Source organism: Sinorhizobium sp. 7-81 (genome assembly GCF_030124405.1).
In the GTDB taxonomy this organism is placed as follows: domain Bacteria; phylum Pseudomonadota; class Alphaproteobacteria; order Rhizobiales; family Rhizobiaceae; genus Sinorhizobium; species Sinorhizobium psoraleae.
The window spans coordinates 347497-373105 of the sequence record NZ_JASKLT010000006.1; the positions used below are offsets into that span (position 1 = coordinate 347497).

The 25609-nt window shown below is 59.9% G+C and carries 24 protein-coding genes and 7 pseudogenes; 19 read left to right on the forward strand and 12 right to left on the reverse strand.

What is annotated here, in order from left to right:
* Positions 1-275: 275 nt before the first annotated feature.
* Entirely contained in the window at positions 276-497 is a 222-nt protein-coding gene (locus QN224_RS21500; RefSeq protein WP_017263575.1) for a helix-turn-helix transcriptional regulator, read from the reverse strand.
* 133 nt (positions 498-630) lie between these two features.
* Here QN224_RS21500 and QN224_RS21505 point away from each other — a divergent pair, with 133 nt between their 5' ends.
* From QN224_RS21505 to QN224_RS21515, 3 genes and pseudogenes are all read left to right on the forward strand, one after another.
* Positions 631-1182 carry a hypothetical protein gene (locus QN224_RS21505; RefSeq protein WP_283978284.1) on the forward strand — a complete coding sequence of 184 codons (552 nt, stop codon included), beginning with the start codon at positions 631-633 and terminating at the stop codon, positions 1180-1182.
* A gap of 144 nt (positions 1183-1326) precedes the next feature.
* Positions 1327-1692, forward strand: a pseudogene (locus QN224_RS21510) (ABC transporter substrate-binding protein); the annotation flags it as partial.
* A 29-nt stretch (positions 1693-1721) separates the two neighbouring features.
* A pseudogene (locus QN224_RS21515) lies at positions 1722-1882 on the forward strand (XRE family transcriptional regulator); the annotation flags it as partial.
* Between the two features lie 178 nt (positions 1883-2060).
* Here the strand turns inward: QN224_RS21515 and QN224_RS21520 are convergent.
* Positions 2061-2672, reverse strand: a complete 612-nt coding sequence (locus tag QN224_RS21520; RefSeq protein WP_283978285.1) for a hypothetical protein — start codon at positions 2670-2672, stop codon at positions 2061-2063.
* 261 nt (positions 2673-2933) lie between these two features.
* On the reverse strand, positions 2934-3389 hold the full coding sequence (locus QN224_RS21525) for a transposase (protein WP_283978286.1): 456 nt from the start codon (positions 3387-3389) through the stop codon (positions 2934-2936).
* Between the two features lie 732 nt (positions 3390-4121).
* Between QN224_RS21525 and QN224_RS21530 the strand changes: the two genes are divergently transcribed.
* Positions 4122-4331, forward strand: a complete 210-nt coding sequence (locus tag QN224_RS21530) for a hypothetical protein (protein ID WP_283978287.1) — start codon at positions 4122-4124, stop codon at positions 4329-4331.
* 150 nt (positions 4332-4481) lie between these two features.
* Here QN224_RS21530 and QN224_RS21535 read toward each other — a convergent pair whose 3' ends face one another.
* Together QN224_RS21535 and QN224_RS21540 are read right to left on the reverse strand one after the other, a co-directional pair.
* Complete coding sequence (locus QN224_RS21535; protein WP_283978320.1) at positions 4482-5087, reverse strand: hypothetical protein; 606 nt, start codon at positions 5085-5087, stop codon at positions 4482-4484.
* Between the two features lie 134 nt (positions 5088-5221).
* The gene (locus QN224_RS21540) at positions 5222-6199 is read right to left on the reverse strand and encodes a 3'-5' exonuclease (RefSeq protein ID WP_283978288.1); all 978 of its coding nucleotides are present in this window, start codon (positions 6197-6199) and stop codon (positions 5222-5224) included.
* Between the two features lie 341 nt (positions 6200-6540).
* Here QN224_RS21540 and QN224_RS21545 point away from each other — a divergent pair, with 341 nt between their 5' ends.
* Positions 6541-6843 (forward strand): hypothetical protein, encoded by a 303-nt coding sequence (locus tag QN224_RS21545; RefSeq protein ID WP_283978289.1) that lies wholly within the window; start codon positions 6541-6543, stop codon positions 6841-6843.
* A 506-nt stretch (positions 6844-7349) separates the two neighbouring features.
* Here QN224_RS21545 and QN224_RS21550 read toward each other — a convergent pair.
* Positions 7350-7572, reverse strand: a pseudogene (locus tag QN224_RS21550) (hypothetical protein); the annotation flags it as partial.
* A 153-nt stretch (positions 7573-7725) separates the two neighbouring features.
* Here QN224_RS21550 and QN224_RS21555 point away from each other — a divergent pair.
* Positions 7726-9105 (forward strand): hypothetical protein, encoded by a 1380-nt coding sequence (locus QN224_RS21555; protein WP_173514220.1) that lies wholly within the window; start codon positions 7726-7728, stop codon positions 9103-9105.
* 308 nt (positions 9106-9413) lie between these two features.
* Here QN224_RS21555 and QN224_RS21560 read toward each other — a convergent pair whose 3' ends face one another.
* On the reverse strand, positions 9414-10382 hold the full coding sequence (locus QN224_RS21560) for a DMT family transporter (RefSeq protein WP_283978290.1): 969 nt from the start codon (positions 10380-10382) through the stop codon (positions 9414-9416).
* 268 nt (positions 10383-10650) lie between these two features.
* Between QN224_RS21560 and QN224_RS21565 the strand changes: the two genes are divergently transcribed.
* The gene (locus QN224_RS21565; protein ID WP_283978291.1) at positions 10651-11565 is read left to right on the forward strand and encodes a LysR family transcriptional regulator; all 915 of its coding nucleotides are present in this window, start codon (positions 10651-10653) and stop codon (positions 11563-11565) included.
* On the opposite strand, the gene QN224_RS21570 is transcribed toward QN224_RS21565, so the two are convergent.
* The 3 genes from QN224_RS21570 to QN224_RS21580 form a co-directional block, all read right to left on the reverse strand.
* Positions 11554-12465 carry an alpha/beta hydrolase gene (locus QN224_RS21570; protein WP_283978321.1) on the reverse strand — a complete coding sequence of 304 codons (912 nt, stop codon included), beginning with the start codon at positions 12463-12465 and terminating at the stop codon, positions 11554-11556. The genes QN224_RS21565 and QN224_RS21570 overlap by 12 nt on opposite strands.
* Positions 12466-12531: 66 nt before the next feature.
* Complete coding sequence (locus tag QN224_RS21575) at positions 12532-12753, reverse strand: DUF2798 domain-containing protein (RefSeq protein ID WP_173514216.1); 222 nt, start codon at positions 12751-12753, stop codon at positions 12532-12534.
* Positions 12754-12965: 212 nt separating this feature from the next.
* Complete coding sequence (locus QN224_RS21580) at positions 12966-13196, reverse strand: hypothetical protein (protein WP_283978324.1); 231 nt, start codon at positions 13194-13196, stop codon at positions 12966-12968.
* Here QN224_RS21580 and QN224_RS21585 point away from each other — a divergent pair.
* A pseudogene (locus QN224_RS21585) lies at positions 13140-13322 on the forward strand (SUMF1/EgtB/PvdO family nonheme iron enzyme); the annotation flags it as partial. The gene QN224_RS21580 and the pseudogene QN224_RS21585 sit on opposite strands and share 57 nt — an antisense overlap.
* A 321-nt stretch (positions 13323-13643) precedes the next feature.
* Here QN224_RS21585 and QN224_RS21590 read toward each other — a convergent pair.
* The gene (locus tag QN224_RS21590; RefSeq protein ID WP_283978292.1) at positions 13644-14576 is read right to left on the reverse strand and encodes a LysR family transcriptional regulator; all 933 of its coding nucleotides are present in this window, start codon (positions 14574-14576) and stop codon (positions 13644-13646) included.
* Between the two features lie 123 nt (positions 14577-14699).
* On the opposite strand from QN224_RS21590, the gene QN224_RS21595 reads away from it, so the two are divergent.
* The 11 genes and pseudogenes from QN224_RS21595 to QN224_RS21645 all read left to right on the forward strand — a co-directional run bounded on the left by QN224_RS21595 (position 14700) and on the right by QN224_RS21645 (position 24336).
* On the forward strand, positions 14700-15182 hold the full coding sequence (locus QN224_RS21595; RefSeq protein WP_283978293.1) for a Rieske 2Fe-2S domain-containing protein: 483 nt from the start codon (positions 14700-14702) through the stop codon (positions 15180-15182).
* A gap of 12 nt (positions 15183-15194) precedes the next feature.
* Positions 15195-15746: pseudogene (locus QN224_RS21600) on the forward strand (RHO alpha subunit C-terminal catalytic domain-containing protein); the annotation flags it as partial.
* A gap of 12 nt (positions 15747-15758) precedes the next feature.
* Positions 15759-16859: an FAD-binding oxidoreductase gene (locus QN224_RS21605; RefSeq protein ID WP_283978294.1), complete on the forward strand. Its 1101-nt coding sequence runs from the start codon at positions 15759-15761 to the stop codon at positions 16857-16859.
* A 54-nt stretch (positions 16860-16913) separates the two neighbouring features.
* Positions 16914-18023, forward strand: a complete 1110-nt coding sequence (gene hisC, locus QN224_RS21610) for a histidinol-phosphate transaminase (protein WP_283978295.1) — start codon at positions 16914-16916, stop codon at positions 18021-18023.
* Positions 18024-18137: 114 nt separating this feature from the next.
* Positions 18138-19187: pseudogene (locus QN224_RS34045) on the forward strand (DUF2817 domain-containing protein); the annotation flags it as partial.
* A 114-nt stretch (positions 19188-19301) separates the two neighbouring features.
* Positions 19302-20102 carry an ABC transporter ATP-binding protein gene (locus QN224_RS34050; RefSeq protein ID WP_283978322.1) on the forward strand — a complete coding sequence of 267 codons (801 nt, stop codon included), beginning with the start codon at positions 19302-19304 and terminating at the stop codon, positions 20100-20102.
* Positions 20103-20177: 75 nt separating this feature from the next.
* On the forward strand, positions 20178-20975 hold the full coding sequence (locus QN224_RS21625; RefSeq protein ID WP_283978296.1) for a transporter substrate-binding domain-containing protein: 798 nt from the start codon (positions 20178-20180) through the stop codon (positions 20973-20975).
* An 84-nt stretch (positions 20976-21059) separates the two neighbouring features.
* Positions 21060-21767 (forward strand): ABC transporter permease subunit, encoded by a 708-nt coding sequence (locus QN224_RS21630; RefSeq protein WP_283978297.1) that lies wholly within the window; start codon positions 21060-21062, stop codon positions 21765-21767.
* A gap of 3 nt (positions 21768-21770) precedes the next feature.
* A complete protein-coding gene (locus QN224_RS21635; protein ID WP_283978298.1) occupies positions 21771-22457 on the forward strand; it encodes an ABC transporter permease in 687 nt (228 codons plus the stop codon).
* A gap of 30 nt (positions 22458-22487) precedes the next feature.
* Positions 22488-22839: pseudogene (locus tag QN224_RS21640) on the forward strand (hypothetical protein).
* A 72-nt stretch (positions 22840-22911) separates the two neighbouring features.
* Positions 22912-24336 carry an FAD-binding oxidoreductase gene (locus tag QN224_RS21645; protein WP_283978299.1) on the forward strand — a complete coding sequence of 475 codons (1425 nt, stop codon included), beginning with the start codon at positions 22912-22914 and terminating at the stop codon, positions 24334-24336.
* Positions 24337-24545: 209 nt separating this feature from the next.
* Here QN224_RS21645 and QN224_RS21650 read toward each other — a convergent pair whose 3' ends face one another.
* The gene (locus tag QN224_RS21650) at positions 24546-25412 is read right to left on the reverse strand and encodes an HWE histidine kinase domain-containing protein (RefSeq protein ID WP_283978300.1); all 867 of its coding nucleotides are present in this window, start codon (positions 25410-25412) and stop codon (positions 24546-24548) included.
* Between the last annotated feature and the right edge of the window lie 197 nt (positions 25413-25609).

Consider the following 25609-nt stretch of genomic DNA (forward strand, 5'->3'; position numbering starts at 1 on the left):
TTGCTGGCCATAGGGCCGACATTGGACGAGCGCCCCGGCGTCTTCGAACTCTATCTTACCAATGGCGTTCGCGTTCGGGTTGAGCCTTTGTCAACGAGAAGCCTTTGCGGCGTGTGCTTGCTGCGCTTGGTGAGAATTTTGCACGGCAAAATATATGCCCGGCGACCGATCAGGAAAACCGGCCACGTGGGTAATTTGCTGATTAGGTTGCCGCCGAAGTGCTCGGCCTGCGAAGAGCGGTGACCCGTTCGGGCCATAGACGGCCCAGCCAACTACTACTTCTTGAAACGAACACCCACGCCGCCGCCATTCTCAGGGATGAACTCTATCCCGGCATCTTCCAGCACGCGCTGGACGCGTTCCAAGGTGGACGACCGGAGCTGATCGCCACGCTCAAGTCGGGTGATCGTCTGCGTTGAGACGTTGGCTGCTTTTGCAAGTTCAAGGACTCCCCAACCAAGCGCAACGCGAGCTAACTTACACTGAATTCCGTTCATATCACCATGCCATGGTGATTTTGGTTGCGCATGTTAAGGTTACCCTATATATGATTACACGTTAGCGGCTGTACCTGGTGTTGCGAGCACCCGGCACAGCCTGACCACAACCAAGCTGTCAGGAGCTCGGATCATGGCTGATTCCGACAATAGCAGAACTTTGTCTACGGTCACCCGGGGAGATTTTCATTCCTTCGTGGCGGCGTCTTTACCCACATATCAAGAGCTTACTCGGACGAAGCAGCTGTCCTGGGATGGGTGCGATGACGATCCGGCGCTCGCGCTCTGGCATCAGTGGTGCGGCGCTTGGCAACGTTTAGGCGAATTGAGTTTGCGCCAGCAGCGGCTCGAAAGATCGCTCTTTCCGGTTGTTTTGCCACCACCGCTTGAGCAAGCCGCAGGTTCACGAACCTACAGCGAGGCACTCGAAGCTGAAGATCGTGCATCCATCGCGGAGGAACAGGCCGCGGAAAGCTTGTGGGAGACACCGGCGGTATCGATCGCCGGCGCTGCCGCCAAGCTCCACGCTGCCATCACCAAATGGCAGCCCTCCCCCAACAGCCCCGAGGAACCGTGGCCGCAAATCCGCGGCGTCATCGCCGACCTCCTGAAAATCGACCTAGTTCTTGGTGCGACCGATCGGCAAAAGACGCCCAAAACCCGACCAGCGTTGCAAGACGGCTGAACAGACCTTCCGCTCAATGACCGCGCATTTCCCCGGCATCTCTGCAGAGCAGGCCGGGCTTTCGACGAATCGATTTCATGAACCACGCGTTGGAGACCAGCTCGGCGTCACGACTCTAACAACAACTAAAATAAGGAACTTCAAATGAAACTGGGAAATCCATTTCGCGAACGCCTCATTTCCGCATTTCTCATCTCGATCTCCCTGCGGAAACCCCAACAGCACCGGCGCGGGCGCAGGAACGAGAAGAACTTCGGATCGCCACGTCCTACAAGCTGATGACGCTCGATCCGCAATACGCCAACCTCAATGAGAACACTTCGTTGCTCTCCCACATCGATGAGCGCCTCGTTATCAGGACGAGAATCTCGAATTAAGGCCTGGCCTTGCCACCTCCTGGCGGCCATTGTCCGACAGCAGTGGGAGTTCAAGCTCCGCGACAACGTCCGCTTTCATGACGGTTCGGAGTTCACTGCGGATGACATCGTCTACACGATCGAGCGCATACAGACGTTGCCAACTGTCGAGGCCGCGTCGATATAGGTTTCGCGGTCAAGCAATCTCGCGAGGCAATGGGATATAGCATCGAGGACCTCTCCTTGACCTGCGGTCTCACTGGCGCCCAAAATTGGGTGCCGATGTCGACTCCGCCAAGCTCAGGCGCATCACCGCTGCACTCCAAGCGCCAACCTCCACGTTCCGTCGGCTTAGCAATATCGGGTTCTCAGACCCGCCCCCTTCAGTAGTGCAAAGCGTGCAAAGCGTGCAAAGCGCATAAACCCGGCAGATGACATTGAGTGGTGCAGCCCGCGCGCGGCTATCCGCGGAACCCGCGGCTCAGCGGTTTTCTTTGCCCTGACGCCAGTGGTGCGACTTCGCTATTCGACATCAAATCGTTCAAGCATCTGCTTGAGCCAAAGGTTCTGTGCACGAAGCTGGTCGGCCAGTAACCTCTTGAGGCGCTTGTTGGCTGTGTCCAGGGCGGCGAGCTCGTCGAGTGAGATCGGATTGTCGACAGGCCCGGTCTGCGGCTTTCGATCCTCGTGCCCAAGCTTCGAGTTGACCGTGATCGTCTGGGCGGCGGCGCGCTTGGCGCGCTTTCGAGGAGTGCCGGTTGATGTCGTTCGAGCCTGTGATGCCAGTCGGCTCTCCTGTACGTGCTCAACCGTTTCGGCCGGATGATCTGCCTCATGGTGCTTCGAGATTTCGGCCTCTACGCCGTTGGCAAAGGGTATTGTTGCTGGTGTAACGTCGATATCGTCGGCGCGCTCGTTGACAGACTCTGCCTTGATCGGATCAGCCGGCCCAGTTTCACCCGAGTCAGGCGTTCCAGGTGGTTCATCTGAATTGAACAGATGCGGCGCCGTACCTTCCACTTCGCGGGCCAAGGCCTTGAGATCTGTGTCTCCCCAGATTGAGTTCGTCTGGGCTTTTGGCTGTCGTCGCCCCGACTTGAATTCAACAACGAATCTCCGATGTGGCGTCTTCATCTACTTTCGATCCCAAGCAACCCCTGAAAAATGCAACGCCAATTGGCGCCGCTGCATTCCTGCCGGCGCAGCAATACAGCCCCTCCTCGCGCGCTTCAACTGCTCGCCAACAATCGCAGCTGGCGCGCCTTTCACCCGGCAAGAGCGGGGGAACAGCAGCGCTTCGTTTTCCGCGCAAATGCCACATAGGGAGCAAATATAGCTTCTGGCGTAACACGGAGGACGCCGAAGAAACTGTCGCCCGCGCATTCCCGGTCCTGGTTAGTCCAGACCGAGCCTCTTGCGCAGTTCGGCATTTTCAGCTCGCAGCTTCTCCGCCAGTAGTTTGCGGAGCCTCTGGTTTTCCTCTTCCAGCTGGACAAGATCTGCCAACTCATCGCTGGCCGGCAGGGGCTTGGTGCTCTTAAAGTCCTTTTGCTCGACAGGCTTCGCAGCACCTTTCCAGTGATAGTAGGTTTGCTCCGATATGCCGGCGCTCTTGATAGCGTCCTTGAGGGTGCTGCCTCCGCTGACTTGCGTCTCGATCAGCTTGAGTTTCTCGCTCTTCTCTTGCTCGGTGTACCCCCTGCGTTTAGCGGCGGGCGTCTTTGATTGAGCTGGCTCGGAAGCCGCCTTCTGAGGCCGTGGAGACCTCCGCTTCTTAGCCGTTGGTGCTTTCACTTCTGCGTCCGTCGCTACAGCCGCAGCAACTGGTCCCGCATTACTCTCGTCAGCCATCAGCAATTCCCTCCTTTAGTCATGCCTGTTTTCGGCTGAGTGCTCCACAGAGTCAACACAACCATCATAGTCCTCCTTTACGGATCGTTGATGTTGGCTTGTGCCTGAAGCTTGACGATTGACGGTGAAAGGCTCCCGGCTATCACCTGAAATAAAACGGCGCCCTGCTTACCACTGCCCCCCCAATTTGCCGGTCGTGGCGACCGGTACAGGTTTGGCGCAGGTTCGGCGCGAGCTCGAACGGTATCGCAGTATGATGCCGCAGGGAACCCTTCTAGAGATCACGCCGCCCGTCACGGCCAGGACGGTCGTTCTTCGTTTTGCTCGGCATCTTCTTCTAGTTTCCTATCGTCGCCATTGGATACGCAATACAGATCCCAATGACGAAGTTCGTTTAAAAGTAATACTTGAAAATAGACTCGACCGGAAAGTCGTTCTCTGGTTCTATCCTGACGTACTGTTTCCGAATTGCTTTTAAGGGCGTGGCAAATGGCTTACGATTGGGATGGAAAGCGCACACGTCGGCTGCAAATGCTCAGGTTCATGGGGGCTCTGGCTATACCTGCTCTTCTATTCGGGTCCGCCATGGCGGCACTGGAGTGGACCGACACGGATGGTCCTGCCTTAAGGGCGGCACAACTTCGATAAATCTCCGGCAAGCTGCACTTACAACAGACTGAAACGCAGGGGCACAAAGGTCTTCCGTCGCATCGGGTGGCGGAGGGAGGGGGTATGATGAATTCAGCTCAGACCGTGAGTTTCGATCCAATTGGGCCCGACGAGTTGGAGATGATCGGAAAGGCCTTCCAAGCCGAGCTGCAAAGGCGAGCTTTATCACGCAAGTCTGAAGAAGCCGAAGCGCTCGCCGCCAAGCTGATCAACGCTTATCAAACAGGGATTCGCGACGACCTGGGCTTGAGCATTGTCGCTGGGCTGTCCTGAGGCGCAGCACGCATCGTCGAATGCACAATGAGCCGATTGATGGCTGCCTGCTCAGCAGGCTCTCGCACTCATGCAATTGAGTGGCTGCGAGGGTTTCGCCGCGAAACAAAAAATAACGCAAGGCCGCGCTTGTCGGGAGCGCCGCCAAGCTCACGAAACGTCGAATCGTTCAAGCATCTTTTTAAGCTGAACGTTCTGCAGATGAAGCTTTTGAGCGAGTTGGGTCTTCAGCATTTTGATTTCTTCGTCGAGTGTTGCCACTTCATGGAAAAACACGTCACGTGAAGACGCGGGTTGCACGTTTTGATGATGCTTTGCGGCGACAGCGGCCTGCGCAGCCACGTGGGCGTTGGCTCTCTTCCCACTTTCTCGACGCTTGATCCGCGGCTTGCTCCGCGACTCTGTGCTTGCGGCGTTTTTCGGAACCAACGAATTCGCTTCGGCCTCCGAATGGTCGGCCTCATGACGCGCAGTTGTTTGAGCCTCTTCAGCATCGATCGGCGGTTTTAACGTCTGTGCGACATCGTCATTGCCCTTCGCCTTATCGGATGCGACCGACGCTTGATCAACCGAGACGTCCTCATCGTGAGCAGGCGGGCCGGCAGCAACAGTCGAACTGGGCGGAAGTGCGGACGGATGCTCCACTTGGCTCTCGAGCGCCTTGGTATCGGTGTCATTCCCGATCGAACTCTCTTGCGCTTTCGCCGATGGTCGACGCGACGTAAATTGGGCAAGAAATTTCCACGGTGATTTCATAGTGTTCCCACCTTGAGCAAGCCGGACTGCGATCTGCTGCAGCTGTTGCTTCCTCACAACTTTCGAAACCGCAAAACCATCGCGGTAACGAGCCTGCGCAACCTGCGCCACGGCCCGCCGCAAGACCATCCCCATCAAGCCTTGTACCGATCAAACGCCGTCAGCCTTTTGACCGGTGGGTCGGCCTCTTCCCACCGGTAGATCTCCGACCTCAGAAAAGCCAGCTCCGCTGCGAGCCCCTCCTCGTCGATTTCGATCCACCAGGATTTCGGACGGCCGTCGCTGCCATCCGACCAGCGGTATCCCCGAGCCTTCAGATGATCTTTCATGTCGAAGGGGCTGTGCTCGGCGAAGATGCGCACGCGCGAGCGCTGACTTGTCTTGAGAAGTTCCGCAAAAGCGCTTGGCTCCGTCACCCCGTCGGCGCCGGCGAGCACCTCGAGCAGAGCAAAGCAGTCGTCGACGGCGCGATGGCCATCGTGGAAATAGCCACTTTGACCAATCAGATAGCCGAGCTTCGTGCCCTCGTAACCGCGCGTCGCCCAATCGACTTCCTTGACGGAACAGGCCCATGCCTTGCCGGAAAACATGCTTGAGAACGCCTCGCAGAACGGCCGATCGAAGCCGGCATTGTGGGCGATCACCAGGTCGGACGGCTCGAGCAACGCTCGAAGCGACCCCACATCGATCATCTCCCCGGCAACCATCTCGTCGGTGATTCCTGTGAGGCGGGTGATTTCAGGAGGGATTGGGACGGTTGGCTGCTGCAGGCCGCCGTAAACGCCCGTGACGTCGCCGATATTGCCTTCGTCGTCAAAGGTAAACGCAACTGCGCCGATTTCGACAATCTCGTCCTTCGTGCGGTCGAGGCCCGTCGTCTCGGTGTCGACGATCACTCCGATGCGAGGAAATCCGGGCCGCGGTATATCGACGATCTGGCGGCCGACAAGCTTGCGCAGCACGCGATAGCTGCCGCTCTCCTCCAAAAGACGGGCCATGCTCTCGTCATCGAGTGCCTTTTGCCGCCGCAGTTTCAAGGGTGCTCGCAGCTTCACAACGACGTCATCGCCTGGCTCAGGCGGCGAGGCAAACATTTCCAGCTGACATGCCATCGGCCCTTAGTGTCCTCGGACTTCGGCGCACCAGTGCGGTGCGGATCATGCCTCAGGATAGAAACCGAGTGAGAACCTGGCAATGCGCATGAGGTCGGCAGAACAGGGCACACAAGCCAGAATGCGCGAAAACCTGTGAAAAAAGATACCCATCCTTTGCACCGCCGCTCGCTACTGCACTGTCGAGTGCGCACTCGAACGGCTTCGCTACCACCCAATTCACCACCTGTAAGGACGCGAGCCAGTCAAGCGATAGACGATGGGTTCGTGCAAGGTTTGAGTTGACCGTTTTCGATGGCAAGGCGACACTTGCAACCTTCAGCAAGGCAGGAGAAAAAATGATGGCCGAGCCAGACCACTGGCGCCACATGGCAAGCGCCCCGAAAAACGGCAGTCGGATCCTCGTCACAATCCGCCCGTCCGAACAGGGGGCCGCAGAAGTTGACCTCGCCTATTGGTCGAATGGCGATCAGTTCGGCGCGGAAGGCTGGCGCGCCGCTGATTCCTCGCCCGGGCGCATCATCGAGTACGCCGAGCCAGAATTGAAGTGCTGGATGCCGATGCCCACTGCCAATCTCAATCGCACCTCTATGCCCTCGCCCTGGGAGGGCGACGACCAAGAGCTCGGCGGGTCAGGGATTTAAGAACTCGCGCCGCCATGTGGCGAAAATGGTACACAGCGAGTGGCAACACGACGTCAGTGCACCCCGGCAACCCCCTGGGACTCACGGATCGTCCAACAAAATCGATCAGCGTCTTTACCTTCTGAAGTGCATGCGAGAGCTCGGTATTTCGGTGTACCTCTCGCAGTTCGCGTTTGGCACAATGGGGTCAAAAGAACTTGTGAGACGTGTGCTTGCTGCCTGTGGAGCGGCTAATCTCAATCCGATGGAAAGGTCGCCTTGAGCGGAATAGAATCGCAGCCGGTTCTTGAGGCGGGTGAACTCCCTAGCTGATCACTTTCTAATGAGCGCACGAGGCCGGCAGCAACGCTGCCCGAACCCGTGCGTGCGCGGCTTGACCGTAAAACGACTCGCCGCAGGAGGCTCAGCAAAGCGCCCGCGATCGGCGGGGAGCCGGGATCGAAGCCCGGCAAGACATTCCGTTTGATCGAGGGGTCGCACCAGGTCCCTCTGGGCGCCTCGCCCCCTCACCTGCCGGCCCTGACCAACGACCTTGCAATATTGATGATGTCGTCCGGCTGTCGGGTCGTCCTTGCTCCAGGCGACACCAAGCCCGATCCGGAAGTCGACACCCCCACCTTCCTCCGCTCGAATCTGCGGTTGGGCAGATTGAACGTCCATTCCGGCGCTAAGCTCAATGCCAAGACCGGTGGAAACCAGCGACTCCCGCGGGAAGGTATCGTCGCAGGTCTGCTTTATCCGGTTCAGATATTATGGGGACTTCACGCTTTGAAATGAACGGTCACTTAAAATTACTTCCCATTACGGGTCAGTACGGTCATGTGATTATAGAAGCTCGTCTGAGCCACCTCTCGACGACAAACGGACCAAAGAGCTGACTGCATGGAAAACCCGGTCGCATTGAATCGCATCGCCGAAAACAGCGTCTTTCGTAAAGGTGATGTTTTCGTCCTCTTCGGCGAACTATTCGGCCGCGGATATGCGACTGGCTTGCTCGACGAAGCCCGGCGGGCTGGAATGGAGATCGTGGGCATCACGGTCGGGCGGCGCGACGAGAACAACGCACTGCGGCCTCTGGATGCCGAGGAACTCTCTGCCGCAGAGGACCGCCTGGGCGGCAGGATTATCAACATACCTCTTATGGCTGGCTTCGATCTCGACGCTCCGACAGGAGGCCCCACTCCGACGGATCTCCTCGCAACAATGACGCTGGAGAGCTGGGAACATGACAGGCTCGACTGGGACTACATTGAGCAGTGCCGGGACATCGCCACCTCACGATTCACGAATTCGCTTTCACAAGTCATGGCCGTTCTCGACGGAATGATTGCCGACGGCCGCAATGTCTTCTTCGCCCATACAATGGCCGGAGGCATCCCGAAAGCGAAGGTATTCCTGGTCGTTGCCAATCGAATCTACAAGGGACGTGGTCCCCGCCACATGTCTTCGCAAGCGCTGCTCGACAGCGATATGGGCAAGCTCATCCTGCAGAATTTCGACGAAGTCTCCGCAATCACCTTTCGACATCTTATCGACTTCAGCGCGGCGATCCGTGAGCGCGTAGAGGCTTCGGGTGCTCAGGTCCGGTACACGGCCTACGGTTACCATGGAACGGCAGTCCTGATTGACGGGAACTATCGTTGGCAGACCTACACCAACTACACCCAAGGTTACGCCAAGATGCGGCTCGAATGCATCGCGCAAGAAGCCTGGGCAGCGGGTGTCAAGGCAACCGTCTATAACTGTCCCGAAATCCGAACCAATTCGTCCGACGTATTTACGGGTATCGAACTTCCCCTCATACCGCTGCTACTCGCTTTGAAGAAAGAGAACGGTGGCCAATGGGCAGAGGACCAATGGCAGGCATGCCAAGAGCTTCTGACAGACGGCTTCACGATGAAGGATGTGTTCCAAAAAATTACCGATATGCAGGCCAACGAGGTCATGCGTCCGTTTTACGACTTCTCGGCGTGGCCCATGGCAAACAGCCAAGCACAGGCCGATCTGACCATCGGCACGTCCAACGAGATCACGCAGATGCATCGGGACAGCAAGGCGATGATCAGCGACCTTCTCAGTGCTCTCGTAGTGGAGGCGACCGGGCAGCTAATTTTTGGCGAGTCCTCAGATCCCTCCGGCCCCGTCCAGTGGCTCAACCACGATATCGTGGCGCGCCGACTTAACGCTTCCCACCAGCAAAGGAAGTCTCCCGCGCCGTTAATCGCGCAAGCGGCGAAAGACTCTCAGCTTGAGGTGGCCTGACAGCCTCCCAATCTAGGTCGCTCCACTCGCCTCGGCGACTTAAGGGCGGCTTTCCCCTGCATGTTGGCCGTTCGTCCCAGCCATGGCGGATGACCGCAACACCCACCTGAGGCGATCGATGGATGGCCGCCGGTGCAACCTCCGCCCTCGGAAGCCGACTGTGCATCCGTCGCCTTGAATGGGTGGTTCGAACTGTCGACCCTGCGTTTGTCGCTCCTGGCGGCAGCTTCGCGGCAACTGCGGACGCTGCAATGGATGTGATTTCATCTCCGATGCCAGTGCCTGTCATTGATCCTGCGCGCAGCAGATCACTCGTGCGCAAGCAATGTCTTTCCCGATGCGAATTGGCGATCGTAGAAAATCCGTACTGACAGAACAACTCCGGCGATCAGGACAACCACCCCAGCCACTTCGATCGGGGTTGGCCAGCGGGCATGTACGACAAGTCCTCCGATAACACCGAAGGCTGTTTCCGAGACGATCAATTGCGCGGCCAAGGCAACCGGCAGGCTCCGTGATGCAATGTTCCAGGCCCAGACGCCGCCTACTGTTGCCAGCAGCGCGAGGGACACACCCCAAACATATAGGCTGCCGGCGGCACTCCAGTCGAATCCCAATGTTGGAAGCTGGAAGAGGTCCATCGCGGCACCGACAGGATAAAATGCCAGCATCAAGACGCCGCCTCCGACCAGTATCAGCGCTGACCACACACCGGAGGGCATTTCTGGTCGGGCTGCGAGTGCAGCCTGATTGGCAAGGGCGAACCAGACCCAAAGTCCCACGGCAGCGAGCGATAGCGGTACGCCAATCCACAACGATTGGACAGAGTTCAATCCTTCGGCCGTGAATGCCGTGCCATTGACGAGAACGAGGCCGACCAGCACCAGCGCCAAAGGCATCATAAGGAATCGCCATGGCATTGATCCCTGATACTGATTACCGATGACCATCAATACGATCGGGACCAGACCCAGAAAGGCGGGAGCGATGACTGGGCCGGCAAAGATGGCCGCTCCCGTCACCGTCAGGAAGTAGCCGACATATCCGACGAAGGCGAGCCAGATGGCTTGCAGACAGTTTCGAAACGTGAGGTGGCGCATGACGCCCTTCTCGGAAAACAGGATGTAAAGCCCAACGAGCGCTGAAACAACGTGACGGATTAGGGCAAAATCAAAGGTGGAATAGTCACCGATGATGAAGGGCACAACGAAGTTGAGCGAAAAGGCAAAGGCCGCAAAGAGAGCCGCTGACACGCCAACATAAAAGACCCTGTTCATAGTGGTCATCCCTTTGAGGTTGCGTCACTGGAAATTTGATTGCGGTGATGCTGACAGCTTTGGTTGGCAATCAAGCGAGACCCTTGATCGAATGAGGAAAATTTACCGGCCGCGAGCCTTGGCCGGTACCCAGCGAAAATGAGAACCACCCTCTCGATACGCACCCATCGAACCATCATATACGGTTCACGCAGACGGCTGGGCGGCCTATTCAGCAGAACCGATTTCTCCTATCATCGACATCGAGGCTTCTAATCGTCGGGACGTTATGGATCGGCTTGATGCAATGCGGGTTCTGCTTGCGGTGGTTGACGCCGGGAGCTTGTCGGCGGGCAGCCGGAAGCTGAATGCGCCTCTGCCGAGCGTCAGCCGCAAGGTCGCCGATCTGGAGCGATATCTCGGCGCAAACCTCATCATCCGAACAAGCCGCAACTTGCAGCTTACCGACGCCGGTCGCGACTATGTCGATGCGGCGCGCAAGATCATCGCCGATCTGGAGGAGGTCGAACGCAGGGCCTCAGGCGAATATCAGACGCCGCGGGGACTGCTCACCATCACCATGCCGATCGAGTTTGGCCACCGGTACGTTCTGCCGATCGCACTCGACTTCATGAACAAGCATCCGGAGGTGACTTTGAACCTCCTGTCCCTCGACCGTTCTGTTCATCTCGCCAACGAGCAGGTCGACGTCGCCATCCGACTTGGTGAGTTGGTCGACAGTTCGCTCTACGCGGTCAAGGCCGGCGAGTTCCGCCTGTTGACCTGCGCAAGCCCGGCCTATCTGGAACGGCATGGCGTTCCCCAACATCCCACCGAACTCACCAATCACGACGGAATCATGTTCCATAACCGGTCGTTCTTCTGGAGTTTCGAGATCGACGGGAAGTCTGTCGAGGCGATGCCACGCAGTCGGATCGAGGTCAACACGGCGGCCAATTGCGTCGCAGCCGCGCGAAATGGAGCCGGGATCGCCCGCCTCTTCGACTACCAGGTTCCGGAGGAAGTGTCCTCGGGCGCGCTCGTGCAGATCTTGAAAGACTACGATGGTGGGCCCAAGCCGATCCACATCGTCTATTCGCGTCAGGGGCTACTCGCTCGCAAAGTGCGTGCCTTCATCGATTGGATGCTCCCCCGCCTTCGCGCGGCTTGCAGCAATTATTGCGATGCACCGTCACCGGAATGAAGCGCGCACTTCCTCGACCGTCCTCTCCAGCTTCTGGAGATGCGGGTAATGGCCAGTGTCAGGAAGAATTGAAAGCTCGGCCCCCAGCCGTTCGGCGAGTTCTACCCCCATTTCCTTATTGATGTAGAGATCCTTCTCGCCCCATACCACCTTTACAGGAGTCCTTAGCTTGTCCAGATTGGCTTCGAAATACTGCTGGTCCCTGGTGAAATGCGTGTAATAGCTCGCAAAGGCGTCAGCTGTCGTCAGCGCGCCATAGGACCAGCCACGCGCCATGTCGCTCCTGAACTGGGCGGAGAGCTCGAACTGCACCTCCTTTGCCAGCCCTCTCCTGAAGGCGTTCTCGAGAATGTCCGCGCGATTCTTGTTGAGCTGTTCCCGTGCCTGAGCCGCTGACCGCCTATCCTTCAGCTTCTGCAGGCTCTCATACATGTAACGCGGCCGATCGAAGGGCGCGAAGTCGCCGACGATAATGGTTCGTGCAATGTCGGGCTTCTCCAAGCCCAGCAGCAGCGCCGGCAGGGCTCCGATGTCCGTGGCATAGATCGTAAGCTTGGACCGATCGATGTGAGCCTTCTCGATGTAGCCGTCAAGGACACGTGCATAATCCATCGGCGCATAAGAAAAGCGGTCCGTCGTCGGCCGCGACGAGAACCCGAAACCGGGCCAATCGAAAGCGTGGACCTCGTAATCGTCGGCGAGAGCCAGGGATACTTCCTTCCAGGCATACATCGTTTCCGGGAAGCCATGCAGGAAGAGGACGGTCCCCTTCGGGTCGAGACTGTGCACGACCGACCTTCTCAGTATGATGTCGTTGTCGATCTGAATGAAGCTGATATTCGCCCTCGGTTGATGCGAGCGGCCCTCGGCATGTGTCACGGTCGCGATAGAGGAAAACATCGCTGCGGCGGCAAACAGCGGTCGAAGGGTCGCCATTGTCATGTCAGTAGCTCCAGCTTCGTCGCGTCAACGGATAACGCGGTCGACCTGCGCCTGAAGGCGCGGGCCGACCAGCAGGATGGCGGGGATGACGATGAGATAGGCGATGCTCCACGAGCGGAGCCATGTCAGGACGAACCCCCTCGAGAAGCCCAGATTGAGCGCGAGCAATGTGAAAGAGATCAACCCTGTCGTTACGATACCCATCGACAAGGCGAAGGCGATCTTGCGTTTGAAATGCGTGTCCATGTCGGCCTCCCGGTTCGAGGTGAAATGGGGATCGCCTCAGCGGTTACGATCCCGGATTATGGCTTCGAAGATCGCGCAACGTTGGCACCGGCGGTAGCGGGGGAACCTGAGAGGCACCCTCTTGAATCCGGCAAGTTCTCAATGGCGAGGAAACCGTTAGACCGATCGCGAAAGAACAACCGTCATGTCGCGACCGCGCCCCAAAGCTCTCATCACTGATGCGTCCTGTGCGATTGGAGGACGATGCATCCCGAGCCGCGGAGATCGGCACCGCTGAACAGCGCCTCGGCGTTTCGAAAACATTCCACCCGATAACCGAAGGCCGACAGCAATCTCCTCAAGGCGCGCAAGACCTGTTCGTCGTCGTCGACGAGGAAAACCGTTCCGATCCGGCGCAACCACAGATCCGCATCCCACGCCGGGTCGTCAAGGGCGGCTCGCACCTATGTGCCCCCAACTACTGCCGGCGCTACCGGCCTGCGGCTCGCCACGCCCAGCCGGTCGAAAGCTCGATGAGCCACATCGGATTATGCATTGTCCGGTCGACAGGGACACATTCCGGTCCCTGACACGCCATGCGCAATCGCCATTGCTCTGATGGCGAAAACGCGTGTTGCGTGACAGTGTTCGCCGTTCTGGCGTTGTTTAATGGGAAAGTTGCGCTACGCCCTTATCTCAGAAACGGCCAGTTTCCGCTGTCGACCCATTGTTGTCGTTGGTGTCCGGCGCACCGAATGGCTCGTTTGAGCGCGGATAGCAGACGTTCGGGCTCTTTGTTTCGACCGAGTGTTCCTGCTGATATTGTGCGATCTCAGACTTGGTCCAACGGCTAGAAAAAGTCCGGCACGAGCCAAACAGCCGGCAGACAGAACCCTCCACAATCGTCCAGCTTAGCCTCTTGAACTGGCGCGGGGCGCGGACATTATGTTCTGTTGCCTCGCTACACCGAGTAGCCATTTGTGAAATTTCTGCCCGAACGGCTTATCGAGAGCCGCTCTATCCCAGGCCAAATAATAGCTTTCAGGCAGTTCCATGCGGATGTCGAAAGGAACCACAAGCGTTCCGGAAGCAATCTCATCCTGGATCATCGAAACCTGTGCGAGGACGAAACCCCTTCCGTTGACGGCCGCATCGATGGCGCTGCTAGACAAGGCGAAGGAAAGGCCAGAGAACGTCTGGCGACCGTCGGCGTGGACCAAGGTGGCCCAGTCCTTCCATTGCGGCGAAGCCTTGTAGTCCGCCTCCCACTCCACGTTGAGCAGTGGAAATTTGAGAATATCCTGCGGAGAGCTGAGAACCTGCCCGGTAATGAGTGCAGGTGAGCAGGCCGGCGCGACCCAATCGGTGAAAAGATTCGCGACGTGTTCATGCACGTAGGAACGGCGACCGTAGGTGATACGGAAATCCACCTGCTCGATACCGATGCGGGGCTCCTGCTCTTGACCGAGAATTCGCACACTCGATTCCGGACAGAGAGATTGCCAGTCGAAAATCTTGCGATTGACCCACTTGTTTGCGACCGACGTCAGGGCGCTTAGAACGATCCCGGTCTCGTTCCGGGCACGGGCCAGAACGTTCGCAGCGTAGGAAAGCTGCTGAAAGCCTTTCGCGACTTCCTGATAGTACAGCCGTCCCCATGAGGACAGTTCGACCCGTCGCCCACGCCGCTCCAGCAAAGTCAGACCAAGATATTGCTCCAGGTTTCGGACGAGTTGACTCACGGCGCCGGGCGATACGCCGAGATCCTCCGCAGCAGCGCTGACCGAGCCACATCGTCCGATCGCCTCAAAGGCTTGCAAGCCGCGCAAGGATGGCTTTGGCATCGTGAAACGCTCCTTCGGCCGCCCACTTCAATTTAGAATTTCTAAAAAAGAACGCAGGCGTTGGCAACTTGTTGGCGCAAGAAAAACGTCGAACATTCACTTAACAAAAAGCAAGGAGGCGAAATGTTTCTCAAGAATGCCTGGTACGTTGCAGCCTGGGATCACGAGGTTGCCCGCGAGCTTAAGCCCCTCACGATCCTCGGCGAAAACATCGTCCTTTACCGCAAGCAAGACGGCCAGGCAGCCGCCCTTGAGGATGCCTGTCCCCATCGGAAATTGCCTCTCTCCATGGGGCGCATCAAGGGTGACGACGTAGAATGCGGCTATCACGGCCTCACCTTCGACTGTTCGGGTACCTGTACGCGGGTGCCTGGCGCCGAGCGCATTCCGCACGTTGCCAAGGTGCGTTCCTACCCGGTCCATGAGCGCTACGGACTGCTGTGGATCTGGATGGGCGATGCCGACAAGGCGGATCCGCAAGAAATCTTCGAAGTCAAGCATTTCGGCGACCCCGCATGGGGCATCAATCGCGGCGAGTCCATGACGCTTAACTGCAACTACCTCTACATGACGGACAACCTGCTCGACCCGTCCCATGTCGCCTAGGTCCATCCGTCGTCCTTCGCGAGCTCGGCCTGCGAGGAAACGCCGCTTGAGACGACCGTGAAGGACGACGGCGTTACCGTCTGGCGCTGGATGATCGACTCGGAGCCGGCCCCGTTCTACGCGCCCTTCCTGCAATTCGAGGGCAACACCGATCGCAAGCAGCACTACGAGGTGCGCTATCCGAGCAACGCGATCATCAAGGCGATCTTCGCGCCCGCCCATACCGGCGGCGAAGGCCGCGAGCTGCCGGAAAACACCTTCCTCATGGACAGCTACAACTTCATGACCCCGGTCGATGAAAACCGGACGAAATACTACTGGTTCCAGATGCGCAACTTCGCGCCGAATGACGAAAATGTATCGGCGAGCTTTGCCAAATCCGTGCGCGGCGCCTTCGAGGAAGACCGCGTTGTCCTGGAGGCGGTCCATCACGGAATGGCCAACATGCAGACGCCGAACCTCGACCTAAAGATCGACGTTGGCCCGATGCGTTTCCGGCGCAAGTTGGCTCAACTGATCGCCGCAGAGACGAGAGCCGATACGGCCAGTGCAGCGGCCGAGTGAGGTTCAATCCGAATGCTCGATGCCACGGCTTCACGCTTCCGCCCTTTCGAAGTTGTCTCGAAGGTGCGCGAAAGCACCACCATCACGTCGTTCCGTCTCGCCCCACTCGAACGTCAGCATTGGCTGTCGTTCGAGCCGGGACAGTTCCTGACGATCCGTGTTCCCGACCGCAACGGCGGACATGTCCTGCGCAACTACACGGTCTCCTCCTCCCCGCGCGAAGAGGGAACGTATCGGATCACCGTGAAACGGGAGACGGCACCCACGCAAGATGTGCCCGAGGGATTGAGCTCCTGCTGGCTCCACGACGAGATCGAGCCCGGCGCCGTCGTCGAGATCGACCCGCCACGCGGCGCATTCAAGCTCGACAGTACGAGTTCCCGCCCCGTCGTGCTTCTTTCTGGCGGCGTCGGGTTGACGCCGACGGTCTCGATGCTTGATGTGCTGGCACGGGAAAGCGACCGTCCTGTCTGGTTCATTCATGCCTGCGACAGCGCGGCGGTCCATGCACTGCGGGCGGAGGTCGAGAATCTCGCCGCCCTTCGGCCCGGCATCACTCTGCACTTCTGCTACCGCTTCGCCGAAAGCAGTGACCTCGAGGCTGCCCTATGCCAGTCGTCGGGCTTCCTGACGCGCGCCACGCTTCAGAGCCTTCTCCCGCTCGACGACTACGACATCTACATGTGCGGCCCACCGCCGTTTATGCAGGCCCTTTACCGCATTCTGACCGACCTTGGAGTACGGAAGGAACGCATCGCCTATGAGTTCTTCGGACCGGCGAGCCTCCTCTCGGAGACGGCGCCAGCAACTGCGCGACCTGCCCTGACGCGCACAGCCGAACCAACCACTGGGGATGATGGCGTGCACCTCGTCCTTCAGAAGTCGGGGCGCATCCTGGCCTGGGACGGAACGAGCGGATCCATCCTTGCCTTCCTGGAGGCACAGGGCATCGAACCGGAATTTTCCTGCAGGGCTGGAGTTTGCGGGACCTGCGAACAGGGGCTCGTCTCAGGCGAGGTCGACTATTTCGAGGAACCTCTCGAGGAGATGCCTGACGGCCGGGTGCTGTTGTGCTGCACCAGGCCGAAATCCTCAATCGTGCTCGATCTCTGACCGATCGGAACAAAGAGACTGCAGCCCAGGGCGTCCAATCCCGAAGGAGGATCCGTGTCGAAACCGCTTCATACCGAGCTCCCACTCAATCCGCATGTAGCAGGCCTGCCGCCCTACAATGCCGGGATGAACATCGCCGCAGCAAGACTGCATAGCGGCCGGGAGGATATCGCGGCGCTCGCCAGCAACGAGAACCCGGACGGCTGCTCCCCGAAGGTCGCGGCGGCACTCGCCGGCCTCAACCCGGCGCGTTATTCCGATCCCGCCTGCACGGCGCTGCGGGCCGCGCTCGGCGAAAAGCTGGGCGTTGCCACTGACCGCATCGTCGTCGGCAACGGCTCTGAGGAATTGATCGCGGCGGTCTGCCGGGCGGTCCTGCGGCCCGGGGCGACCGTCGCCACCGTCTGCCCCGGCTTCGGCCTGCATGAGATCGAGGCGCTCGCCAATGGCGCCGTCGTCGCTAAGGTCGCGATGCGGGCGGATCTGGAGTTCGACATCGCGGCGATCCTCGCTACGCTCGAAAAAGCGCCTGCGATCTTCTTCCTGTCCTCGCCCTCCAATCCGGTCGGCCCGGCCCTCGACCGCGACAGCCTCGACCGCGTCGTCGCAGCGGTCCGACCGGAAACGCTGCTGGTATTGGACGAGGCCTATTTCGAATTCACCGCCGACGACCTGCCGGACGGCCTTGCCGTGCTCTCCGCCTCGCGGCTGTCCTTCGTGGTGCTGCGCACCTTCTCCAAGGCCTACGGACTTGCCGGCCTGCGGGTCGGCTATGTTGTAACTTCGGATGCGCGGTTGGCGCGCGCCATGACCGCCGCCAAGACGCCGTTCAACGTCAATGCCGCGGCACAGATCGCGGCCGCGGCCGCGCTGCAGGACGAAGCATGGATGCGCGCATCGATCTCCGCACTGAAAGCCGAGCGGGCGCGCGTCGCCGCCGCCATTGCGGCGATGGGCCTGCCCGCTGCCCGCTCGCAGACGAATTTCCTGTTCATCGATGTCCGCCGGGACAGCCAGGCAGCGATGGATCACTTCCTGTCGAAGGGCATTATCGTCAAGCCGTGGAAAGAGGAGGGCTTTGAGAGCTTCATCCGCGTGACCATCGGCACGCCATCCGACAACGACCGTTTTCTCGACGCGCTTGGCGCTCTCGCCATGGAGTGACGCCGAGCCACCGTCCTTCCGATCAAACAGAGCAGGAACCGAACCACGGCCCTACGGGAACGAGCAATGAACGGAAACGCAATTCTCCATACGACGAGCCGGGAGCACTGTCGCATGTCCCTTTCGACGCCATCCAGCCTGTTCGCCGGTGACTTTTCCGCCCTGAGGGCCCGCTTTCTGGCCGCGGCGCGACAGGCAGGCGCTGATCTCGTCGAATATCTCCATCCACTGCACGGACCGGGCGGTGAGCGCCTTGCGACCGATGTCGCCTTTCTTGGGCGGAGCGACGCGAAAAAGCTGCTAGTGTTGATCTCGGGGACGCATGGGGTCGAAGGCCCGTTCGGATCGGCCTGCCAGACCGCCTGGCTATCGCGGAATTCGCCTTGGCAGCTTCCCGACGACACCGCCGTCCTGGCGATCCATCTCATCAATCCGTGGGGCACGGCCTGGCAACGCCGGGTGAACGAGGACAATGTCGACCTCAACCGCAATTTCATCGATTGGCAGAGGGGCACGCCGAGAAATGAGCGCTACGCCGTCCTTCACGACGCGCTGGTCTGCCGCGAATGGGAAGGCCCGGAGTGGGACCGGGCGCAGGAGGCCTTTGAGGCCGCCAAGCGGCAGCATGGCGGCTATTCCGGCCTCGCCCCGATCATCGAAGCCGGCCAATACGATTTCCCAGACGGCCTCTTCTATGGCGGCGACGGCCCTGTCTGGTCCAATCGGACGCTGGTCGAGATCCTGTCGACCCTCGCGCAGCAGGCCGAACAGGTCGTCGTCTTCGACCTGCACACGGGCGCCGGCCCTTATGGCTATCCGGCGCTACTCTCGGTGGCCGAAGGCGAGCATGCCGGACTCGAATGGGGACGGCAGATTTTCGGCCCGGCACTGTCCGTCGTCATAACCGGCGCGAACGCCACGACCGGCACCCGCATCGCCGCGACGGCAACCGGCTATGTCTCTGCCGCCGTTCGCCATGCCCTGCCGCAGGCCCGCGTCCTGCCGCTGGTCATCGAATGCGGCACGCTGGACGGCGCCACGGTTTCCGATGCGGTGCAGGCCGACAACTGGCTGCATCTATTCGGCAAAATCGATTCGCCGATCGGCGCGAAAATCAAGCGATCCTTGGCTGCAGCCTTCATTCCCGAGGACCCCGAATGGCAGGGCACCTGCCTCTCGACGGCGCTGCGCCATTTCGACCGCGCCTTTGCCGACCTGAAGGCGGTCGGCGGCGCAGGCGAGGAAAAGCCCCTGCCCGCCGCGGCCGCCATCGCGATCATGCCGCATCCGGAGGCGACCGGCCCGCGCGCCGACGAGCAGCCGGCGCTGGAGGTGCAGAACATCCACAAGCGTTTCGGCCCGCTCTCCGTACTCAACGGCGTCAGCCTGACGGCCCAGCCCGGCGAGGTCGTGTCGATGATCGGCTCCTCCGGCTCAGGCAAGAGCACCTTCCTGCGCTGCCTTAACCTGCTGGAGCAGCCGAACGACGGCCGCATCGTCATCGACGGCGAGGAAATCCGCATGAAGAAGGCGGCGGACGGCAGCGCCGCCCCGGCTGACATGCGCCAGGTCGAGCGCATCCGTTCGCGCGTCGGCATGGTGTTCCAGAACTTCAACCTCTGGCCGCACATGACGGTGCTCGAAAACATCGTCGAGGCGCCGCTGCATGTGCTGAACGAGGGGAAGCAGGAGGCCATCGAGCACGCGCATGCGCTGCTGAAGAAGGTCGGCCTCTCCGACAAGCACGCCCAATACCCCGGCCAGCTCTCGGGCGGCCAGCAGCAGCGCGCAGCCATTGCCCGCACGCTTGCGATGCGCCCGAAGCTCATCCTCCTGGACGAGCCGACCTCCGCGCTCGATCCCGAGCTCGTCGGTGAGGTCCTGCGCGTGATCCGGCAACTGGCCGAAGAAGGAAATACGATGATCCTCGTGACGCATGAAATGCAGTTCGCGCGCGAGGTCTCGCACAAGATCCTCTTTCTCCACCAAGGAAAGGTTGAGGAAGAGGGTGCGCCGGCGGAGGTCTTTACGAACCCACGATCCGAACGCATGCGCCAGTTCCTGGCCCGTACACTCTGACGCTTCGCCGGTATATCAGCCGTCCGGGCTTCCGGACGAAAGCCAACAAGAACGCTCAGCAAGGGGAACCAAAACATGAAGCTGAAAACACTACTGCTCGCCACGTACTTTGCCGCCGGCCTCACCGCGGCGCATGCGGCCGAGGGCGAACTGTCGATTGGCACGGAGGGCGAGTATCCGCCGTGGAGCATGGCTGACTCGGCCGGCAACGTCACCGGTTTCGACGCCGATGTCGGAAACCTGCTCTGTGCCAAGCTGGAAATGAAGTGCCATTTCGTCGTGCAAGCCTTCGACGGGCTGATCCCGGCGCTGAAAGCCAATCGCTTCGACGTCATCGTCTCCGGCATGTCGATCACCGCCGAGCGCAAGAAGCAGATCAACTTCTCGGTCGGATATGCCGAGCTGGCCAATATGTTCGTGGTCAAGAAGGATTCCGATCTCTCCGGCATCAAGGATATCGACACGCTACTGAAATCGCTCGACGGCCGCACCGTCGGCGTCCAGGCCGGCACGACCCACGCCCACTTCATGGAAAAGCGCGCCTCCTCAGCCATCCTGAAGACCTATGACACCCTCGATCAGATGCAGATCGACCTGGCGAGCGGCCGCGTCGAGGCCGCCTTCGCCGACGCCTCCGCCCTTCAGGACTTCCTTGCCCGCCCTGACGGGAAGGACTTCCAGTTCATCGACGTCAAGGTGCAAAGCACCTTCGATCCGTCGCTCGGCGAAGGCATCGGCGTCGGCATCGCTAAGGAGAATACCGAGCTCAAGGCCCGCATCGACAAGGCGCTCTGCGAACTGGTCGCCGACGGCGCGATCGGCAAGGCGAGCCAGACCTGGTTCAAGTCCGACATCTCCCGGCCTTGCCAATAAGACCCTAGGCGATCCCGGTGGGTCCGTCCCACCGGGGCGCCGCGTCCGACAAAACAAAAGACTGGCAAACGACAGGACTGGTTCATGGATCTTGGTTTTTGGCAGGTATGGGAAGGCGGCTGGATCACCGCCATCCTTCGCGGGGCGGGAGTCACGGTCGCCCTCGGCATAGCGAGTATGGCCTTTGGCATCATCATCGGCGTCGCCTGCGGACTGATCAAATGGGCGCGGATTTCCCCGCTGACGTTGGTTGTCGATTTCTACACGTCCATCGTGCGCGGCGTGCCGGAGTTGCTCATCATTTATCTGCTGTTCTTCTCCTCCGTGGAATTCGCGGCCCGCGTCGCGGCCGCCTTCGGTTATGAGGGGCTGGCCGGCAACGGCTATGCTTTCGTGATCGCTGTTGTCGCCATCGCGGCAATTTCGGGAGCCTATTCCACCGAAGTGGTGCGTGGTGCGCTAGCGGCCATTCCCGCCGGCCATATCGAGGCGGCGCGGGCGCTCGGCATTCCGGGCACGCGCATCTTCCGCCGCATCATCGCGCCGCAGATGCTGCGGATTGCCGTGCCCGGCATGAACAATGTCTGGCAGACCACGATCAAGGACACAGCGCTCGTCTCCGTGGTCGGCCTGCAGGAGCTGATGCGTGCCGCCTTCGTGGGGGCAGGCTCGACCCGGCACCCGTTCATCTTCTACTTCATCGCCGCGGTCGTTTATCTCGCGATCACGCTTGTCAGCCAGGGAGGTTTCGACCGGGTCGAGCGCCTGCTGCGGCTTCGTTCGGGGAAATAGGCCATGGATTTTGAACTCGTCCGCCTCGCCGTGCCGACGCTTGCCAAGGGGTTGTGGCTCGCCGCTCTGCTGACCGTCGCCTCCGTCGCCATCGGCTTCAATCTTGGGCTAGCGGTCGCAGTAATGCGCCTGTCGAAGAACAGGGCGCTGAGCGGTTTCGCCAAGGGCTACAGCACGGTGTTTCGCGGCACGCCGCTGCTCGTCCAGCTCTTCCTGTTTTATTACGGCCTCGGGCAACTTTCCTTCGTGCGCGACAATCCCGTGCTCTGGTGGATCGTCGGCGACGGCGCCCATTGCGCCGTCATGGCGCTGGCGCTCAACACCGCCGCCTATACGTCGGAAATCCTGCGTGGCGGGCTCATGTCCATTCCCGGAGGCCTCGTCGAAGCCGCCCAAGCCTGCGGCATGTCGCGGCTCCTGTGCTTTCGCAGGATCACCTTTCCCCTCGCCATCCGTCAGGCTTTGCCGGCCTATGGCAATGAACTCGTGCTCGTGGTGAAAGGCACCAGCCTCGCCTCAACGATTACCGTCCTGGAAATCACCGGCCACGCCAAGCGCCTGATGAGCCAGACCTACGCCATCCTCGAAATCTTCGCCATCGCCGGCATGCTCTACCTGGTGATCAACCTGGTGCTGATCACACTGGTGCGGCTCCTGGAAGCCCATCTCACGCGCTACCTGCCCCGATAGCCTACGCGGGCCAAAAAGGGAAAGAAGCCCATGCCAAGCATTGCCATACATCCATCCGTCGATTCTGGGTTCAGCGCGACCCACGCCACCTTTTCGGGCGGCAAGGTACTCCAGAACGGCGAAAAGCTGGCAGTCCTGGAGCCCATTGCGCTGAGCCCGCGCCAAGCGTCCAAGGAGTCCGGAGCGCATCTCTACAGCCTCGTCGAACAGGACCACCCGTCCAAGGGCCTGTCTTTTGTTCATGCGTTTCCAAGCTGGGCGAAGCTTGGACGGCGTGCGCACCTGGCTGCGCGAATTGGGTCTCGAGCCCTATGACTGCACCAATCCCGGTCTTATGGATTACATCGCCACCTGGACCGCGAAGAGCGGCGCGCAAAAATAGCGGACACGGCCTGAACGGCTCTGCCGCAAGCATCTCAACGTTTTTCCGACATCCACCAGCAGGTAGCATCGTATGGATCGCCTACAGCCCGAGTTCAAAGCCGAAATTCGCAGAATTGTCGGTGAAGGAAACTTCAAGGACGGAGAGGCCATCTCCACGATAGACCACGGAGTCGCGCCCGAAAATCTCGGGGCACGCGCTGTCGTGTTCCCAGGAACATCCGACGAGGTTGCCGCCGTCGTCAAATGTAGCCGCGCCAGCGGGGTTCCGCTCGTTGCCCAAGGAGGGCGAACGGGGCTCGTAGGCGGCGCGATATCCAGGCCGGGCGAACTGGTGCTTTCTACCGCCCGCCTCAATCGAATTTTGCGTATCTCACCGATCGAGCGCGTCGCGGTCGTGGAAGCCGGCGTGACACTGCAGGCGCTGCAAGTGGCGGCTGCCGAACATCGACTTGAGACAGGGATCGATTTGCCGTCGCGCGGTTCGGCAACGATCGGAGGCATGGCGTCGACGAACGCCGGAGGTATTGCAGCCTTTCGGTTCGGGGTCATGCGGCATCGCATTCTTGGTCTGGAGGCCGTGCTCGCGGATGGCTCCATCTACTCGGACATGACACGGGTCGTGAAAAATGCTGCGGGTTATGATCTGAAACATCTCTTTGTCGGAGCGGAAGGAACGCTCGGCATCATCACGCGCATTGCCGTCAAGCTCGAACCCCGGCCTGCTGCCACCGCCACAGTCCTTTTCGGTTTGCCGTCAGTAGATGCGGCGCTCGAGACCGTCCGTCGAGGTCTTGATGCGGAGTACGGTCATCTACGCGCGGCGGAGGCGATCTGGAACGCCTTTTTTCGCCTGACGTCAGGCCATCATCGTTGGGCGGCGACGGACTACGATGCTGACCATTCCGTCAACCTGCTGGTCTCGCTAGGTGGGGCCGAAGAGGGAGCGTTGCAATCGGAACTCGGACGCATCTTCGAAGACGTCATCGAGGATCATCCCGACGCCTCGGCCGTGATCGCGTCCTCGGTAGCGCAGGAGGCTGACCTTTGGCGGCTGCGTGAGGACACCGACCTTATCTACCGCAAGCATCCGAGCGCACCGTCCTACGATGTCTCCGTCCCTCTCTCCGAGATCGAAAGTTATCTTGTACGCTGTCTTGCGGGTCTGAGGAACGTAGATGCCGCGTTAGATCCGTATGTCTTCGGCCATCTGGCCGACGGAAACCTACATATCGTACTCAATGCTGCCGGCATTGACGTTCTGCCTGAAAAGGCAAAAGCCATCGAAGCGGTCCTATATAGGGATCTCAATGCGATCGGCGGTTCTTTCTCCGCCGAGCATGGAATCGGCGCTACAAGGGTGCGTTCCCTATTGAATACGGCAGATCCCGCGAAACTGGCGCTAATGCACCGGATTAAGGAGACAGTCGATCCAGCCGAGATTTTCAACCGCGGCAAGGTGCTGAGTGATCTCGGCCGCAAGTATGCGGAATGCTGATTTGGTGTCTCGTATTCGAGAAGTGGTCAAGAATTGTCCGCCTGAGGTGCACGAGCGGCAGAACCGTGCAGTGCTTGTCAGACCCCATGCGACTACAGAAGGTCAGCCGGTAAATTGAGACTGAGCAGAAATCGAAGACTGTGCGGTGTGCAAAAGCGCCCCGTTGCCGGCTCGGCTGCAATGTCGGCTTCTCGCCGCGCTACTGTCACTCAGCGGCTGAGCCTCCAAGCTCCGCTTTCCTGCCAGACCAGCCGCACACTTGGGGCGCTGGCCTCCTCGAGCGTCCAGCGGACGCGAACCTGTCCCGCGGATGTCGAAAGGGCGCCGTATTTAATCGCATTGGTCGCGAGTTCGTGCAGGATCAGGCTCATCGACATGATTTGCTTCGACCCGAGCGGTACCGCCGGCCCCGATTCGACGAGAACGCCCGTGGGACCTTCCGAATAGGGCTCAAGCGTTTGCCGAAGCACCTGCTGAAGGTCAGCCTCGCCCTCTTGCGCGTAAGCCGCATCATGGGCCTGAACGAGCGCATTGAACCGGCCCATGAATGCGTCGCGATATGCCTCGCCGGAGCGATCCGCGGCGGTGGTCTGGCGTGCGATCGCCTGAACCAGCGCGAGCAGGTTCTTCATTCGATGCCGGAGTTCACCCAGGAGCACATCCTTCTCGGCCTCGCGCTGGCGTCGCTCCGTGGCATCCACGATCGAGAGCAGCAAGGTGCGGCTGTTGTCGTCGGGATGGAACAGCCGGTGCGCACTGACGAGCATCGTCCTCGGGCCGATGCTCGGAAAGTCTTGCTCGACCTCATAATCCACAACCGCCGTGCTCTTCGGAATGACCTCTTCGAGCAGGCGGCGCAGCTCGGGGATGTCCCACTGCCCGTTGCCGAGCTCATAGATGTGCTGTCCGATCGTCTCATCGCGGCCGACCTGGAAGGTTGTGAAGAAGGCACGGCTGGCGCTCTGGACGCACAGGTTCTGGTCCAGGACAAGCAAAGGATCGGGTACCGTGTCGACTATGCCTTGCGACTGGATATGGCCATTGCGCAACAGGCGATAGAGGTCTTCCAGATTCATTACCAATCCCGAACGCTCAATTTTCTCACGATATAGTAATGCACACGCAAAGGGCCTTGTTCCTGAAGCCCAACAGAATGGCGTCTCGCCTGACCGCGAGGGCTTGATCTGCTTTAATTGCTTCGCTTTTCGTGCTCCATGCGTCGGCGCTGGCGCGAACCGGGCGTGAGCCTACTGGCTGCCGAACTTCGACTTCC